At 70.3% G+C, this 14,473-nt stretch carries 12 protein-coding genes and 1 tRNA gene; 5 read left to right on the plus strand and 8 right to left on the minus strand.

Annotated features, from left to right (window positions below; genetic code table 11):
• Positions 1 to 180 precede the first annotated feature (180 nt).
• Positions 181 to 1,080: an MBL fold metallo-hydrolase gene (locus MW290_RS11905; RefSeq protein WP_250194865.1), complete on the plus strand. Its 900-nt coding sequence runs from the start codon at positions 181 to 183 to the stop codon at positions 1,078 to 1,080.
• Here the strand turns inward: MW290_RS11905 and MW290_RS11910 are convergent.
• The 3 genes from MW290_RS11910 to MW290_RS11920 form a co-directional block, all read right to left on the minus strand.
• Entirely contained in the window at positions 1,067 to 2,485 is a 1,419-nt protein-coding gene (locus tag MW290_RS11910; protein ID WP_250194866.1) for a PepSY-associated TM helix domain-containing protein, read from the minus strand. The genes MW290_RS11905 and MW290_RS11910 overlap by 14 nt on opposite strands.
• Complete coding sequence (locus tag MW290_RS11915; RefSeq protein WP_250194867.1) at positions 2,485 to 4,542, minus strand: TonB-dependent receptor; 2,058 nt, start codon at positions 4,540 to 4,542, stop codon at positions 2,485 to 2,487. Before MW290_RS11915 ends, MW290_RS11910 begins: the two co-directional genes overlap by 1 nt.
• A 157-nt stretch (positions 4,543 to 4,699) precedes the next feature.
• Positions 4,700 to 5,065, minus strand: coding sequence for a DUF2946 family protein (locus MW290_RS11920; protein ID WP_250194868.1), 366 nt, complete (start codon positions 5,063 to 5,065; stop codon positions 4,700 to 4,702).
• 110 nt (positions 5,066 to 5,175) lie between these two features.
• On the opposite strand from MW290_RS11920, the gene MW290_RS11925 reads away from it, so the two are divergent.
• The 3 genes from MW290_RS11925 (at position 5,176) to MW290_RS11935 (ending at position 7,717) form a co-directional block, all read left to right on the plus strand.
• The gene (locus MW290_RS11925; RefSeq protein ID WP_250194869.1) at positions 5,176 to 6,183 is read left to right on the plus strand and encodes a Bug family tripartite tricarboxylate transporter substrate binding protein; all 1,008 of its coding nucleotides are present in this window, start codon (positions 5,176 to 5,178) and stop codon (positions 6,181 to 6,183) included.
• 190 nt (positions 6,184 to 6,373) lie between these two features.
• Positions 6,374 to 6,694 carry a hypothetical protein gene (locus MW290_RS11930; RefSeq protein WP_250194870.1) on the plus strand — a complete coding sequence of 107 codons (321 nt, stop codon included), beginning with the start codon at positions 6,374 to 6,376 and terminating at the stop codon, positions 6,692 to 6,694.
• A gap of 72 nt (positions 6,695 to 6,766) precedes the next feature.
• Entirely contained in the window at positions 6,767 to 7,717 is a 951-nt protein-coding gene (locus MW290_RS11935; RefSeq protein ID WP_250194871.1) for an SOS response-associated peptidase family protein, read from the plus strand.
• Between the two features lie 97 nt (positions 7,718 to 7,814).
• Here MW290_RS11935 and MW290_RS11940 read toward each other — a convergent pair whose 3' ends face one another.
• Both MW290_RS11940 and MW290_RS11945 read right to left on the minus strand, forming a co-directional pair.
• On the minus strand, positions 7,815 to 8,369 hold the full coding sequence (locus tag MW290_RS11940; RefSeq protein WP_250194872.1) for an outer membrane beta-barrel protein: 555 nt from the start codon (positions 8,367 to 8,369) through the stop codon (positions 7,815 to 7,817).
• A 122-nt stretch (positions 8,370 to 8,491) separates the two neighbouring features.
• Positions 8,492 to 10,336, minus strand: a complete 1,845-nt coding sequence (locus tag MW290_RS11945) for a methyl-accepting chemotaxis protein (protein WP_250194873.1) — start codon at positions 10,334 to 10,336, stop codon at positions 8,492 to 8,494.
• Between the two features lie 437 nt (positions 10,337 to 10,773).
• Here MW290_RS11945 and MW290_RS11950 point away from each other — a divergent pair, with 437 nt between their 5' ends.
• On the plus strand, positions 10,774 to 13,113 hold the full coding sequence (locus MW290_RS11950) for a putative bifunctional diguanylate cyclase/phosphodiesterase (protein ID WP_250194874.1): 2,340 nt from the start codon (positions 10,774 to 10,776) through the stop codon (positions 13,111 to 13,113).
• Between the two features lie 174 nt (positions 13,114 to 13,287).
• Here the strand turns inward: MW290_RS11950 and MW290_RS11955 are convergent.
• From MW290_RS11955 to MW290_RS11965, 3 genes are all read right to left on the minus strand, one after another.
• Positions 13,288 to 13,364: transfer RNA gene (locus MW290_RS11955), tRNA-Arg, on the minus strand.
• 13 nt (positions 13,365 to 13,377) lie between these two features.
• On the minus strand, positions 13,378 to 13,629 hold the full coding sequence (locus MW290_RS11960) for a hypothetical protein (RefSeq protein WP_250194875.1): 252 nt from the start codon (positions 13,627 to 13,629) through the stop codon (positions 13,378 to 13,380).
• A 78-nt stretch (positions 13,630 to 13,707) separates the two neighbouring features.
• Positions 13,708 to 14,403 carry a glutathione binding-like protein gene (locus MW290_RS11965; protein WP_250194876.1) on the minus strand — a complete coding sequence of 232 codons (696 nt, stop codon included), beginning with the start codon at positions 14,401 to 14,403 and terminating at the stop codon, positions 13,708 to 13,710.
• Between the last annotated feature and the right edge of the window lie 70 nt (positions 14,404 to 14,473).

Consider the following 14,473-nt stretch of genomic DNA (forward strand, 5'->3'; position numbering starts at 1 on the left):
AGGCGTCAATATGCCGAGGCTCATGCCGCAGCAGCCGGTGCAGCACACGCAGCGACACCGAGCCCCCGCCGCGGGCAGCTTCGGCCGTAGCATGGTGGGCGGCCGGTCGCCCGGCCTGCGCCGATGGCGCGCCGGAAGGAACGCCAAGAAGGCGAATGACATGCAGACGGAGAACCCGAGATGTTGAGCACCAGCACCCGCCTTCAGGTCGAAGGCTTCTTCGACGCCGCCACCGGCACCGTCAGCTACCTGGTGCTGGACCGCCAGACGCGCCAGTGCGCGCTGATCGACAGCGTGCTGGACTACGACCCCAAGTCGGGCCGCACCAGCCATGCGAGTGCCGACCGGTTGATCGAACGCGTGCGGGCACTGGGCGCGCAGGTGCAATGGATCCTGGAGACCCATGTGCATGCCGACCACCTGTCTGCCGCGCCCTACCTGCGCCAGGCCCTGGGCGGTCGGCTGGGCATCGGCCGCCACATCCGGCAGGTGCAGGAGGTGTTCGGCCGCCTGTTCAATGCCGAGCCCGGCTTTGCGCGTGACGGCCGCCAGTTCGACCACCTGTTCGACGACCAGGAGAGCTTCCAGATCGGTGGGCTGCAGGCGAGGGCGCTGCACACGCCCGGCCACACGCCGGCCTGCATGACCTACGTGGTGCAGGACGGTGACGGTGCGGCTGCCGAGATCGCCGCCTTCGTCGGCGACACGCTTTTCATGCCCGACTACGGCACGGCCCGCTGTGACTTCCCCGGCGGCGATGCCCGCACGCTGTACCGCTCCATCCACAAGGTGCTGAGCCTGCCGCCGCACACGCGTCTGTTCATGTGCCACGACTACCCGCCCGGGGGCCGTGAGGCGGCCTGGGTGAGCACCGTGGCCGACGAGCGCGCCCACAACATCCATGTGCACGAGGGCATCAGCGAAGAAGCCTTCGTGACCATGCGCACCGCACGCGACGCGACGCTGGACATGCCGGTGCTGATCCTGCCTTCGGTGCAGGTGAACATGCGCGCCGGCGAGCTGCCGCCGGCCGAAGACAACGGCGTGCGCTACCTGAAGATTCCGCTCAACGCGGTGTAGCCGGCGGCAGCAGGCGCGGCGCCAGCAGCCGGTCCAGCACCCCCATCATCAGCAGCGAAGCACCTACCAGCGGGAACAGCAGGCCACCGACCACCAGCAGCCCCAGCAGGCCGCGCATCATCCGCGGGTCGGCGGGTGCGGGCGGCACGCCCAGCGCGCGGGCGGGGCGGCGCTTCCACCACATCACCGCGGCGCTCACGCACAGCAGCACGATGGCCAGGCAGGCCAGCACCAGCACGGCCTGGTTGGGCACGCCGTATTCCTGGCCCAGGTGCACGTTGATGCCCCATTCCAGCCAGCGGCCCAGCGGGCCGTAGCCGGCATAGCCCATGTCCAGCAGCACCGCGCCGCTGTAGGCGTCGAGGTGCACCACGCGCTGCTGCGCCACATCGTGCGGGTACACCGCGGCGGTGAACACGCCGGTGGGCCCCGAAGGCAGGCTCACGCTGTAGCCGGGCGCCAGGCCCAGGCGTTGCACCCGGGCCATCACCGCGTCCACGCTCAGCATGTCGGGCGGTGTGGCGGGCCGGGGCGCGGCGGGCGCCTCATGGCCGGCATGCCCGGCGTGCCCCGCATGGTCATCGGCCCCGCTGGATGCGGGCGCCTTGGACTGCGGCACCTGCGCCTGCGCCAGCGACCAGGCGGTGCTGCCCGTCTCGGGCAGGCGCTGCTGCGACATCGGCACCTGCACCCGCACACCGGCCGGGTAGCCGAAGTTGTGGCCGTTGGCCCACTGGTTGACCTGCTGGCCCCACAGCACCGACCAGGGCATGCCGGTGAGGGCCAGGAAGGCCAGCACCGCGCCCACCGCCAGTCCGGTCACCGCATGCAGGTCGCGCCAGAACACGCGCTGGCGCGGCCGGCCGCGCACCGTCAACACGCCGCCGCGGCCTTTGCGATCGCCGCGCGGCCACCACAGGTACAGGCCGGTGAGCACCAGCAGCAGCGACCAGCCGGCCGCCATCTCGATGAAGCCGCGGGCCACCGGCCCGAAGGCTTTGAGGCTGTGCAGCTTGCGGATGGTCCAGGCCAGCGTGCCGCCGTCGGGCAGCGTGCCCAGCACCTGCGCGCGGTAGGGGTCGACGTAGACGGTCACGCGCTCGCCATCGGCGCGCCGGATGCCCAACTCGGCCGAGCCGGTGGCCCAGGCGCCGGGCGTGAGCTTGCGCAGCGTGCCCGGTTGCGCCGCCAGGGCGGCGGCCACCCACTCGCTGGCCGGGCGTGGCGCGCTGGCGGCCGGCACCACCACTTTCAGGTCGCGGTGCCACCAGCCGTCGATCTCGGCCTTGAACAGGTACAGCCCGCCGGTGATGGCCAGCCACACCAGGAAGGGCAGCACCAGCAGGCCGGCATAGAAGTGCCAGCGCCACACCGCGCGGTAGAGGTCCTTGTCGCGGCTGTCCATCAGAACCTCAGGTCCAGGCTCAAGTAGGCGCTGCGGCCGTCGCCCGGCGAGTAGCCGGAAGAGCCGCTGTCGTACCAGGCATAGACGTAGTGTCGGTCGGTCACGTTCTTCAGCTGCAGGTTGAGGCTGGTGGCGGGCGTCAGCTGCCAGGTGGCGCCCAGGTTCAGCAACGCGTAGCCGCCGGCCTGGCCCAGCGTGTTGGTGCGCTCCAGGAAGTATTCGCCCTGCGCGTTGGCCCAGGCCGAGAGCTTGAGTTGCGGCAGCGCCTGCCAGTCCATCCCGGCCGTGGCCAGGTAGCGCGGCACGTTCTCGATCTGCTGGCCGCGTGTGGCCGGTGCGCTGGGGTCGGGCTCGGTGATGCGGGCCAGCTGGTGCGACCAGGCCACCCAGGCCGTGGTGCCGGCCGTCGGCCGCGTCTGCAGCTGCAGGTCGATGCCCTTGCGCAGCGTCTTGCCCACGTTGCCCAGTCCGCCCGGGTCGGGCAGGCCATCCACGCCCAGCACCCGCGCCACCTCGCCCGAGGCGCGCTGTTCCCAGTAGGCCACGCGGCCTTCCAGCCCGGCCAGGGGCGTGAACTTGAGGCCGGCTTCCCAGCCGTCGTTGATGGAGGGCGAGAGGTTGCGCGTCTGCGTGCGGTAGGCGTCGATGCCGCTGCCGATCTGGAAGCTGCGGCCCCAGTTGGCGTACACGCTGGCCTGCGGCGAGACGGTGTAGGCCACGCTGATCTTGGGCTGCCTGACCAGGCCGTAGTCATGCACGTCGTAGGCATTGCCGGTGAGCCGGTCCGTGAGGTGGCCGCTGATCCTGTCCAGCCGCAGCGCCGGCACGATCTTCAGCGCCGGCACCGGGCGTATCACCGCCTGCAGGTAGCCGCCGCGTGTGTTCAGGTCGAAGTCCCAGTCGCGGAACTGCGAGCTGCGCACGCGTTGCACCGTGCGGTAGCGCTGGCCCAGGTTGTCCTGCCATTGCGCGTCCAGCCCGCCTTCCAGCGTGAACTCATGCGCCCAGCTCACCGTGGGCCGCCAGGTCAGCGTGCCGATGGCGCCGCGCTGGCGTTCGTCGTTGTAGCGCTCCTGCTGCACCCCGCTGGCCGAGAAGCGCACCCAGCGCCGGTTCTCGTAGTGGCTGGTGTACAGCCTGGTCGACCACGACCAGGCCGGCGTCAGGCTGCCGTCCACATGGGCGCTGAGCTGCGTGGTGTCGCGTTCGCCGCGGTCGTCCTGCGCGTAGGCGGGCGAGCTGCGCGGTGCGGTCTCGGCCTGCTCGCGGGTCAGGTAACCCGACTCCAGCGCGCGGTTGCGGTAGTGGCGGGCGATCACGCCGGCACGCCAGTCGCCATCGCCCCCGGTGTAGAACCATTTGCCGGCCAGCGCCAGCTTCCTGGCATCGGCATGGTCGCGGTAGCCGTCCGAGTCGCGCCAGCCGATGAAGTAGTTCTGGCTCCAGGCGCCGCTTTCCAGGCCCTTGGCCAGCTGCACCTCTCGCGTGCCGAAGCTGCCGACGGTGACGCTGGCGCGGCCCTCGTTGCCGCCGATGCGGGTGCGCACGTTGGCATTGCCGGCGATGTTGTGCAGGCCGTAGCGCGCGTCGTTGGTGCCGCGCACGATCTCGATGGCCTCGATGTCCAGCGGGAACACCGCATCGAGGAAGGGCATGCCGCCCGCGTTGTCGTTGCTGGGAATGCCGTCGATCAGCAGCTTGACCGCGTTGATGCGGCCTTCGCCGTTGAAGCCGCGGAACGAGAAGCGGCCGGCATCGGTGCCTTGCTTGAACTGCGTGACCTGCACGCCGGGGGCGCGCGTCAGCAGCTCCCAGCTGTAGTCCACATGCTGGTCCTGCAGCAGGCTGGCGCCCAGGATGTCGACCGAGCTGAAGACGCTGCGCGCCGGCAACGGGCCCAGGGCCCTGGCAGTGACGTTGACGGTGGTGCTGCCCAGCACCAGCGTGGAGTCACCGGCAGCATCGGCGGCGGTCTGGGCGTGGGGGGGGGTGGACAGGACGAGGGCGGCCGCAGCGGCCAGGGGCGCACGGGCGGCGCCAGACGGAAAACGGAGCATCTGATTCTTCGGGGGCGATCTCGCCGCCGCAGCGGGGCAGGCGCAGGCCACGGGCCATGCGGCCAGCGGCAACGGCGAAGCAGAAAGGGTCACCACGGGCGGGGCGCGGGCGCGCCGGGCCTTCAGTGGTGTCGAGGGTGGCGGGCCGGGTGTGGCCTCAGGCGGCCGCGGGCGGGCCGCGCGGCGGCAGCGGGGCGCCCAGCAGCGCCGCGATCTCGGCCGACGTGAACGGGTGCGGCGCCCGCAGCCTGGGCAGCGGCTCGCTCGCCGGCGGCACAAAAGGGCCGGCCGGCAGCGCAGCCGGCAGGCACAAGGCGCAGTCCAGCGTGTGCGCGCCCATGACCGCGGCATCGCCGTCGGCGCCGGCATCCACCATCACCCACTGGATGGCACCGCCCTGGGTGCACACCAGCTCCATCGACTGCGGATGCACCATCGGCGATGCCGTGGCCACCCCCACCGCCACCATGAACCACGCCAGCACCAGGCGGGCGAGTGAGGTGGAGCGGCGCAGGACTTGCATGGCGCGGCAGTATCGCCCAAGCCCGCCGTGCCACGGCGCTGCCGCCATGCGGCGGCGGGCCGACGGGCGTTGCTACATTCGCCCACCGTTGTCGTACCAGGAGATTCGTCATGACCGCCCCCTCCAAGACGGGCCGCCCGTCCATCACCCGCCGCCGCGCGCTGCAAGGCCTGGCCGCCTCGGCCGGCGCGCTGGCCGCCCCCATGCTGTGGGCGCAGGCAGACAAGACCTACCGCCTGCTGGTGGGCTTTCCGCCGGGCGGCGGCACCGACGCCGTGGCCCGCCTGCTGGCCGAGAAGCTCAAGCCTGAGCTGGGCGGCGCCAACTTCCTGGTGGAGAACAAGGCCGGCGCCGGCGGCCAGCTGGCCGCGCAGGCGCTGAAGGCCGCACCGGCCGATGGCCACACGCTGTTCCTCACCCACGACCACACCGTCTCCATCCTGCCGCTGGTGGTGAAGAACCCCGGCTTCGATCCGGCACATGACTTCGTGCCGGTGGCGGGCTTTGCCACCTTCGCCAACGCGCTGGCGCTGTCCGGCGGCACGCCGGCCAGGTCGGTGGCCGAGTACGTGCAATGGGTGAAGACCAGCCAGGGCGGCAAGAGCGCGCTGGGCATCCCGGCGCCGGCCTCGGTGCCCGAGTTCATGGTCAAGGTGCTGGCCCAGAAGTTCGGCCTCGACCTGATCTCGGCGCCTTACCGTGGCAGCGCACCGATGATGGCCGACATGCTGGGCAACCAGATCGCCGGCGGCGTGGGCTCCATCCCCGACCTGATCGAGAACCACCGCAGCGGCAAGGTGCGTGTGGTGGCGGTGATGGGCGACAAGCGCCAGGCCATCCTGCCCGACGTGCCCACGCTGGCCGAGGTGGGGGTGGCCGGCTTCGAGGAGCTGCCTTACTACGGCGTGTTCGCGCCCGCCGGTGCGCCGCGCGAGGTGCTGGACCGCTTCTCCGAAGCGCTGGCGCGGGTGCTGGGCCAGGCGGAAGTGAAGGAACGCCTGACCAACATGGGCCTGAGCGTGGGCTACATGAATGCCGCCCAGCTGGGGGCGCGTGAGCGTGCCTACACCGCCGTGTGGACGAAGATCATCCGCGCCAGCGGCTTTCAACCCGCTTGAACTGGCTGTGAATTTGTAAACCTTCCCCTTACCGGCGGGCACGGACCAGCAGCACGGCCGAGACGAGTCGGGCGCACCATGGGCCTGTTCGCGCCCCTTGCGCGTCCGACCCCGGCTGGCATGGGGCTGGCCGACGTGCCGTGCGCTGCCGGACGCGAGCTTGATTGCCAAATCTCTCTGGGAGAACGCCATGGCTGACAGCTCGAATTCCTTCACCGCCGCCACCGCCTGGGTGGCCAGTCTGGGCATGCAGGCGCCGCGCCCGGCGGGCGCCGCCGCCGCCCACGGCCCTGCGCTCGACGTGCTGCGCAACGCCCAGGTGGCGCTGTACTGCGACCATGAGCACGAGGCCATCCTCGCGCTGCGCGAAGCCCGCCGCCTGCTGGCCGATGGCGACCTGCCGGGCCTCGAAGCCCGCCGCGCGGTGGACGAGGCCGCCTGGCACATCCGCCACCATGCCACCCGCGCCGCCCAGTCGGCGCTGCAGCACGCACGCGACCGGCTGGCTTGACCCCGGTCGCATCGCCCCCGCGGCGATGACGGGCCGCTAGACTGGCCTGCATTGCAAGCTGAGGGGTTGGGCGTGTGCTACTCCGCCATGATCAAGGCCGAGCACCACCGCTACGTGCGTGAATGGGGCGTGGACATCGGCATCGCCGAGTTCGTGCAACTGTTCTGGTGGCGCTGGACGACCGAAGAGACGCTGGGTGCGCAGAAGCGGCCGCGCACGCCCAAGGCGATGGACCTGGGCTTTCTGCGCGACCCGCGCACCGACGATGAACGGCTGATCGCGCGCTACATCACCGAAGCCAATGCGCGGCAGGAAACCGACTGGCAGCGCGAGCTGTTCGTCCAGCGCGCGCGGCTGGTCAAGGCCGAGCAGCAACTGGCCACCAAGCCCACGCGCAAGGCGCAGGACGACCAGCGCATCGCCGGGGCCAAGATCACCCAGCTCAAGGGCTGGCTGGATGACCTGCAGCGCACCGAGCCCTTGCCGCGCGATGCCCGCATCTACCCCGGCTGGTATGCGCCGGTGATGGTGATGGAAGGCGGCCGCCGCGTGCTCAAGCCGATGCGCTACCAGTGCCGGCCCGAGGGTGTGCCGGCCGACTACGACCGCCGCTACCCCGGCACCTACAACGCCCGCCGCGACAACCTGCGCGGCCCCTTCTGGCGGCGGGTGTTCGGCGTCAGCCACGGCGTGATGATCGTGGACCGGTTCTTCGAGAACGTGCAGCGCGACGGCCAGAACGTGGTGCTGGAATTCGTGCCCGCCGACGGCCGCGAGATGCTGGTGGCCTGCCTGTGGTCTCGCTGGGTGGGGCCCGACGGCGAGCCACTGCTGTCCTTCGCGGCCGTGACCGACGAGCCGCCGCCCGAAGTGGCCGCCGCCGGCCACGACCGCTGCATCGTGCCGCTGAAGCCCGAGCACGTGGACGCCTGGCTGCAGCCAGGCCGGCATTCGCTGGACGAACTGGACCGGCTGCTGGAAGACCGCGAAAGGCCGCTGTACCAGCACAAGCTGGCGGCTTGAAGTGGCGGGTTTGTCGGCGTGCCAACCGGCTGTCAAGGGCTGAAACAGATAAGCGGCCCGAGGGCCGCTTTCGTGGTCAGGCGAAAGCTGTGCGCAATCAGAAGTCGTAGCGCAGGCCCAGGCCCAGGCTGCGCACGGCGGCCTTCTCGCCGTCGTACTTGGCGCGGCTGAAGTCGGCCGACAGTTCCAGCTTCAACGCGGGCGTGAAGGCGTAGTCGGCAGCGACGCCGAAGTAGGGCGCGGTGTGGCGCTCGTCGTCCGAGGCGCTGAGGCCGCCGGCCGAAGCCGAGAGCTTCGTCTTCAGCGAAGCCAGGCCCAGACGACCGGTCAGGCCCCAGCTGGAAGCGATGGGCGCGCGATAAGCGGCCGCCACGGTGAAGCCGTGAACCTTGACGTCCAGCGAAGCGCCGCTGTCCGATGCGGTGGCCTTGCCGAAGGTGATGTAGCCCAGCTCGGCCGACAGGCCGTTGCCGAAGCCCCAGCCGCCGTACAGCTTGCCGCCCGTGTCGCTCTTGTCGCAGCTCTGGATACCGTCGCAGTCGACGTTGATGCGCGTGGCGCTGACGCCGCCGCCGATGTAGGCCTGGGCCGAGGCGTTGGCAGCGCCGAGAGCGGCGGCGAGGGTGGCGATGGCGATGGCTGTCTTCTTCATGATCTTGATCAACTGACCCTCCAAACGGGGCGGCGCGATTGTGGCGGTGGCCTCCTGCGCCCTTCGTTGGCAGTTGCTCAATGACAACGCCCCGGGTCAATCTTGACTGCCTGCGGCGCGGCTCAGAACCGCACGAAGTCCGCGTCGTTGACTTCCGCCACCAGCGTGCGCTGCACAGGTTTCAGGGGGGCTGGTGCCACGCGCCGTGCTTCACGCGGCCGGGCCGCGGCGGGCGGCAGGCGATGGGGTCGCACCGGCATGGCGGCCGCGGCCGGGCGCTGCAGCACGAAGAACGACATGGCTTGCTGCAGCTGGCCGGCCTGGGCGCTCATCTCTTCTGCGGTGGAGGCCAGCTCCTCGGAGCTGGAGGCGTTCTGCTGCGTGGTCTGGCTGAGCTGGATGACGGCAGCATTGATCTGGTTGACGCCGGATGACTGCTCGTCGCTGGCCGCCGCGATCTCCTGCACCAGGTCCGAGGTCTTGCGGATGCTCGGCACCATCGCTGCCAGCAGGGCGCCCGCACGCTCGGCCAGCTCGACGCTGCTGGTGGCCACGGTGCCGATCTCTTCGGCCGCCAGCTGGCTGCGTTCGGCCAGCTTGCGCACTTCGGCCGCCACCACCGCAAAGCCCTTGCCGTGCTCGCCGGCACGGGCGGCCTCGATGGCGGCGTTGAGCGCCAGCAGGTTCGTCTGGTAGGCAATGTCGTCGATGATGGCGATCTTGTGCGCGATCTGCTTCATCGCCGCCACCGTGGCCTTGACGGCCTCGCCACCTTCGGCCGCTTCGCCGGCCGCCTGGCTGGCCATGCCGTCGGTCACCTTGGCGTTGTCGGTGTTCTGCGCGATGGAGGAGGTCATCTGCTCGATCGAGGCACTGGTCTCCTCGACGCCGGCCGCCTGCTCGGTGGCAGCCTGGCTGAGCGCCTGGGCCGTGGCCGTGACCTCGCTGGCCGCATGCATCAGGTGTTCCGCGGTGCCCGTCACGCCGGCCACCACCTCGGCCAGGCGGGCCACGGTGGCATTGAGGCTGTCGCACAGGCCGGCGAGTTGACCGCCGCTGTCGGTGCTGGCGTGCTGCGTCAGGTCACCGCCCTCCATGGCCTTGAGCACCCGCGCCACTTCCTGCACGGGCTCCACCACCGCCGTCAGCGTCTGGTTCATGCCGTCGACAATCCTGCGGAAGTCGCCACTGTGCTGTGCCGCATCGGCGCGCACGTCCAGACGACCGGCGGTCGCGTTCTCGACCAGCTGCTGCGCATCGCGGATCAAGGCCTTGAGATGGCTGCGCACCTCTTCGATGGTGTGATTGATGAAAGCCTTCTTGCCCGGCAGCGCTTCCAGCGGTGCGTCGAAGTTGCCGCGTCCGAACTCGGCCACGCAGGCCATGGCCTTCTTCTTGACCGCGATGTGGCCGGCCACCATGCGGTTGATGCCTTCGGCCATGGTGCCGAAGTCACCGGCAAAGCGCCGGCTGTCGATGACCACGTCGATGTCGCCCAGATCGTGCTCACGCGACATGTGGTTCAGCTCTTCCACCAGGCCGGTGAGATGGCTGCGCACCTGCTCCAGCGTCTCGTTGATGAAGGCCTTCTTGCCCGGCAGCGGAGGCAGCGTGGCGCTGAAGTCGCCCTGGCCGAACCGCAGCACCACGGCCATGGCCTGTTTTTTCACGGCGATGTGGCTGGCCACCAGGTCGTTGACCGTCTGCGCCAGCACGCGTGAGTCGCCTGCCATCGATGCGGTGTCCATCACCGCGTCGATGTCACCCGCTTCGTGCGCGCGAGCGACCCGTTGCGTCTCGGCGACCAGACGCGACAGGGTTTGCGCATCGGCATGCCGCTCGCGCTCGTTGCGCTGGCGGGCTGCCTCCAGCGCGCAGGCCGCGGCCAACGCGGTGATCAGCGACGCCACGCCGGCCACCCAGAAGGCGGGCCAGGGCGCCAGCCAGCCCGCTGCGCCGGCCACCATGGCAGCGGCAGGAAATGCACCCCACCCCGCAATCATGAACAAGAGCCGCGCACGGCGAGGGAGGGGGGTGTACATCGGTAGGCCTTCAGTGGATCGACCCGAAACACGGGGTCGCAGCGCAGTGCGCACAACCAGAGCGGCTGTGGTCAACGGCTCACGTGTCTTCGAACGCCACCACGCAGGGCTTGAGCCTTGCACCCGCGTTTGACATGCAAAGCGTGCGGATATCTCGCAACCGGTCATATCTGACATGGGTTACTTCAAAGGCCATTGGCAAGGCCTCGTCCCGGGTGTAGTAGCGCTGTTGCCCAAGGGACAGCCACGTTCGCGCACGCCGCGTGACCTGCTGCACTGTCCTGTGCAGTCAGTAGTCCTCATCGGCAACATAAATGATCCCCTCGGCCGACAATGGGCCACCGCTGTCCGGTTTTCTTCCCATGACCCTCCGCCTGCGCGTCCATCAGTGGCTACGAGACAACCGCGCGCTCTACGCGGACCAGGACGCGGAGACCGGCCGCATCCGCGCCGCATTGCTGGGGCAGGTGATGCGGCTGACGCCGCTGATGATGCTGGCCAACGTCGGCTGCGGTCTGCTGGTGCTGTGGTGCTTCAAGGCCACGTTCGGCCACGGCATGGCGCTGTGGTTTGCCGCGCTGCTGGCCACCGCGGCGCTGGCGATGCTGGGCTGGTGGCGCGGCCGCCGCCAGCCCCGCGAGATGGCGTCCTGCCGCGCCATGCGGCGCTCCACCGCGCATGCCGCGCTGCTGGCCGGCTGGTGGGCGGTGGCCCCGCTGGTGTGGTTCCCGGCCGCGCAACCCGGGCAGCAGCTGCTGGTGGCCACGCTGGTGGCCGGCATGCTGGCCGCGGGCGCCTTCGTGCTCAGCCCCTTGCCCCGGGCCAGCCTGGCCTGGGCCGCCATCCTCACCGTGGCCTCGCTCGGCGCGCTGCACCAGGCGCCCGATCCCACGCTGGTCGGCGTGGAGCTGTTGATGTGCTTCTACGGCCCGGTGCTGGCCATCGGCGCCCAGTCGGCGGCCCGCAAGCATGTGGCGGTGCTGCGGGCCCAGGCGCAGGCCGAGCGCCAGCGGCGCATGCTGGCCATCCTGCTCGACGACTTTGAACAAGGCGCCGACGATGCCTTGTGGCAGACCGATGCCGCCGGCAACCTGAGCCACTGTTCGCCCCGGCTGGCCGACCTGCTCGGCCGTGAGCTGCTCGGCGCCAACGGCTGCCCGCTGATGGCGCACCTCGAAACCCGCGTGGTGCAGGGCCTGCCGGCCTTGCGGGAGGCGATGGATGCCGGTCGCCCCTTTCGGGGCCTGCAGCTCACCGTGCGCCAGCCCGAGGGCGGCCTGCGGCACCTGTCCGTGCAGGGCAAGCGGGTGGTGGACGAACACGGCCGCACGCAGGGCTGGCGGGGCGTGCTGTCCGACGTGAGCGAGCGCCTGGCTGCGCAGTCGCGGCTGCAGGAGCTGGCGCACCGCGATTCGCTGACCGGCCTGTCGAACCGCCACACGCTGCGGCAGGCGCTGGCGGATGCGGTGAAGGCGCGGCAGCCGCTGGCGCTGCTGTTCCTCGACCTGGACCAGTTCAAGGCCGTGAACGACATGCTGGGCCACAGCGCCGGCGACGAGGTGCTGCGCGCGGCCGCGCAGCGGCTGCTGGCGTGCATGCGGCCGGGCGATCTGGTGGCGCGCCTGGGCGGCGACGAGTTCGCGGTGCTGATGCCCGGCACCGAACAGGAGGCCGAGGCTGCGGCGCTGGCCGGCCGCCTCATCGAGGCGCTCACCCGGCCGATCGACCTGCAGGCGCGCCGGCTGCGCATTGGCGCCAGCGTGGGCGGCGCGCTGGGCGCGCCCGGCGCCATCGGTGTCGATGAGCTGCTGGTGCGCGCGGACATGGCGCTGTATGCCGCCAAGGCGCAGGGCCGCGGCTGCTACGTGCCGTACACGCAGGCGCTGGGGGACCGCAGCCGCCGCCGAGGTGACATCGAGGAGGGCCTGCGGCAGGCCCTGCCGCGCGGTGAGATGGTCCTGCACTGGCAGCCCAAGGTCGACATCGTGCGCTGGCAGGTCGTCGGTGCCGAAGCGCTGCTGCGCTGGCCCCACCCGGTGCTGGGTCTGGTGCCGCCGAGCGAGTTCGTGGTGGCGGCCGAACAGATCGGGCTGATCGACGAGATCGGCCATTGGGTGCTGCTGGAGGCCTGCCGCGCGGGCGTCAGAGCCCTGCAAGGGCTGGTGGTGTCGGTCAACGTGTCGCCCAACCAGCTGCGCGACGAGCACTATGTGTCGCGCGTGCGGGACGTGCTGCGCGAGACCGGACTGCCGCCGGCGCGGCTGGAACTGGAGATCACCGAGTCCATCTTCATGGGCGACATCGACGGCGTGCTGGAGCGGCTGCGCGCACTGCGCAGCCTGGGCGTGCGCGTGGCGCTGGACGACTTCGGCACCGGTTATTCATCGCTGGCCTACCTGCGGAGCTTCCCGTTCGACACGCTGAAGATCGACCGCGCCTTCGTCAGCGAGATCCTGCTGCGCAAGGATGCCCGGGCCATCGTCCAGACCATCGCGACCATGGCGGCGACGTTGGGCATGCGCACGGTGTGCGAAGGCATCGAGTCGGCCGAACAGCTGGCCGCAGTGCGCGAAGTGGGTTGCGACGAAGCGCAGGGCTACCACATCTCGCGCCCGCAGCCGCTGGCCGGCTTCGTCGACTGGTGGACCGCGTGGTCGCCACGACCGGTTTTGTCGTGGCGATCGCCAGCGGCCCTGCGTTGAGCGCCGCCCCACGGCGCCGCAGTGCCTCGGCTGCTGCGCCTGGGTGACTGGGCGTGGCGATGTAGACCAGCGTGCCGCGGCCCATCTGAATGTGCAGCGCGACCATCGCCACGCTGCCGGCCGTCAGCCCGAGCGACGTGGGTGCAAGCGTGGTGTCCATCGGCGCCTGCCGGATGGCCTGCCCACCAGGAATCGAACCTGGAACCCCCAGCTTAGAAGGCTGGTGCTCTATCCAGTTGAGCTATGGGCAGCGAGGCCGCGATTCTAGGCGTCGGCGGTGTCGTTCTTGCGGGCGCCGCGGATGTTCATCGCCGCCAGGCAGAACTGCAGCACCAGTAGCGCCCAGGCCTGGGTGTGGAAGCCCCAGACCACCCACAGCGCGTTGCTGAGCAGGAACAGCCAGAAGCCCGTGTGGCGCCGGCCCTTGTTCAACGAGGTGACCAGCCACGAGGCGGCCACCGTGGCCAGCATCGCCGGCCATTGGATCGCGTCCAGCAGGGGGCTCCAGTCTTCCATCGTCTTGTCCTTGTGCGGCTTGGTCCGGCAGCCCAGGGCAAACGGCGCGCCCTGGGCCGGGCCGCACGGCCGGGCGCGTCAGCCCCGGCTCTTGTACTGCTCGTTGCCGAACAGCATCTGGCGGGCCTTGTCGTCCATCAGCGGCTTGCGGCGGTCGGCCAGCACCTCCACGCCGCGCTGCACCGCGGGCCGGGCGGCGATCTCGTCGAACCAGCCCTTGAGGTGCGGGTAGTCGTTCCAGTCGATGCCCTGGTTTTTCCAGCTGCGCAGCCACGGGAACACGGCCATGTCGGCGATGGTGTACTGCGGGCCGGCCAGGTAGGTGCTCTTGGCCAGGCGCTTGTCCATCACGCCGTACAGTCGCTTGGCCTCGTTGGTGTAGCGGTCGATGGCGTAGCCGATCTTCTCCGGCGCATAGATGCGGAAGTGGTGGGCCTGGCCCAGCATCGGACCGACGCCGCCCATCTGGAACATCAGCCACTGCAGCACGTCGTACCGGCCGCGGGTGTCTTCCGGCAGAAAGCGACCGGTCTTGCCGGCCAGGTACAGCAGGATGGCGCCGGATTCGAAAAGTGAGTATGGCTGGCCGTCCGGCCCGTCCGGGTCGGTGATGGCCGGTATCTTGTTGTTGGGGCTGATGGCCAGGAAGTCGGGCTGGAACTGGTCGCCCGCCCCGATGTCGATCGGGTGCGCGCGGTAGGGCAGGCCGCACTCTTCCAGCATGATGTGGACCTTGTGGCCGTTGGGCGTGGGCCACGAATACACTTCGATCATCCGCAAGTCTCCTCGTTCCAGGGTGCCGCGACTCTAGAACACACCGCCGGTTGCGGCGTTCCTCGTGACC

The sequence above is a fragment of the Aquincola tertiaricarbonis genome, from assembly GCF_023573145.1.
GTDB lineage: Bacteria > Pseudomonadota > Gammaproteobacteria > Burkholderiales > Burkholderiaceae_C > Aquincola > Aquincola tertiaricarbonis_B.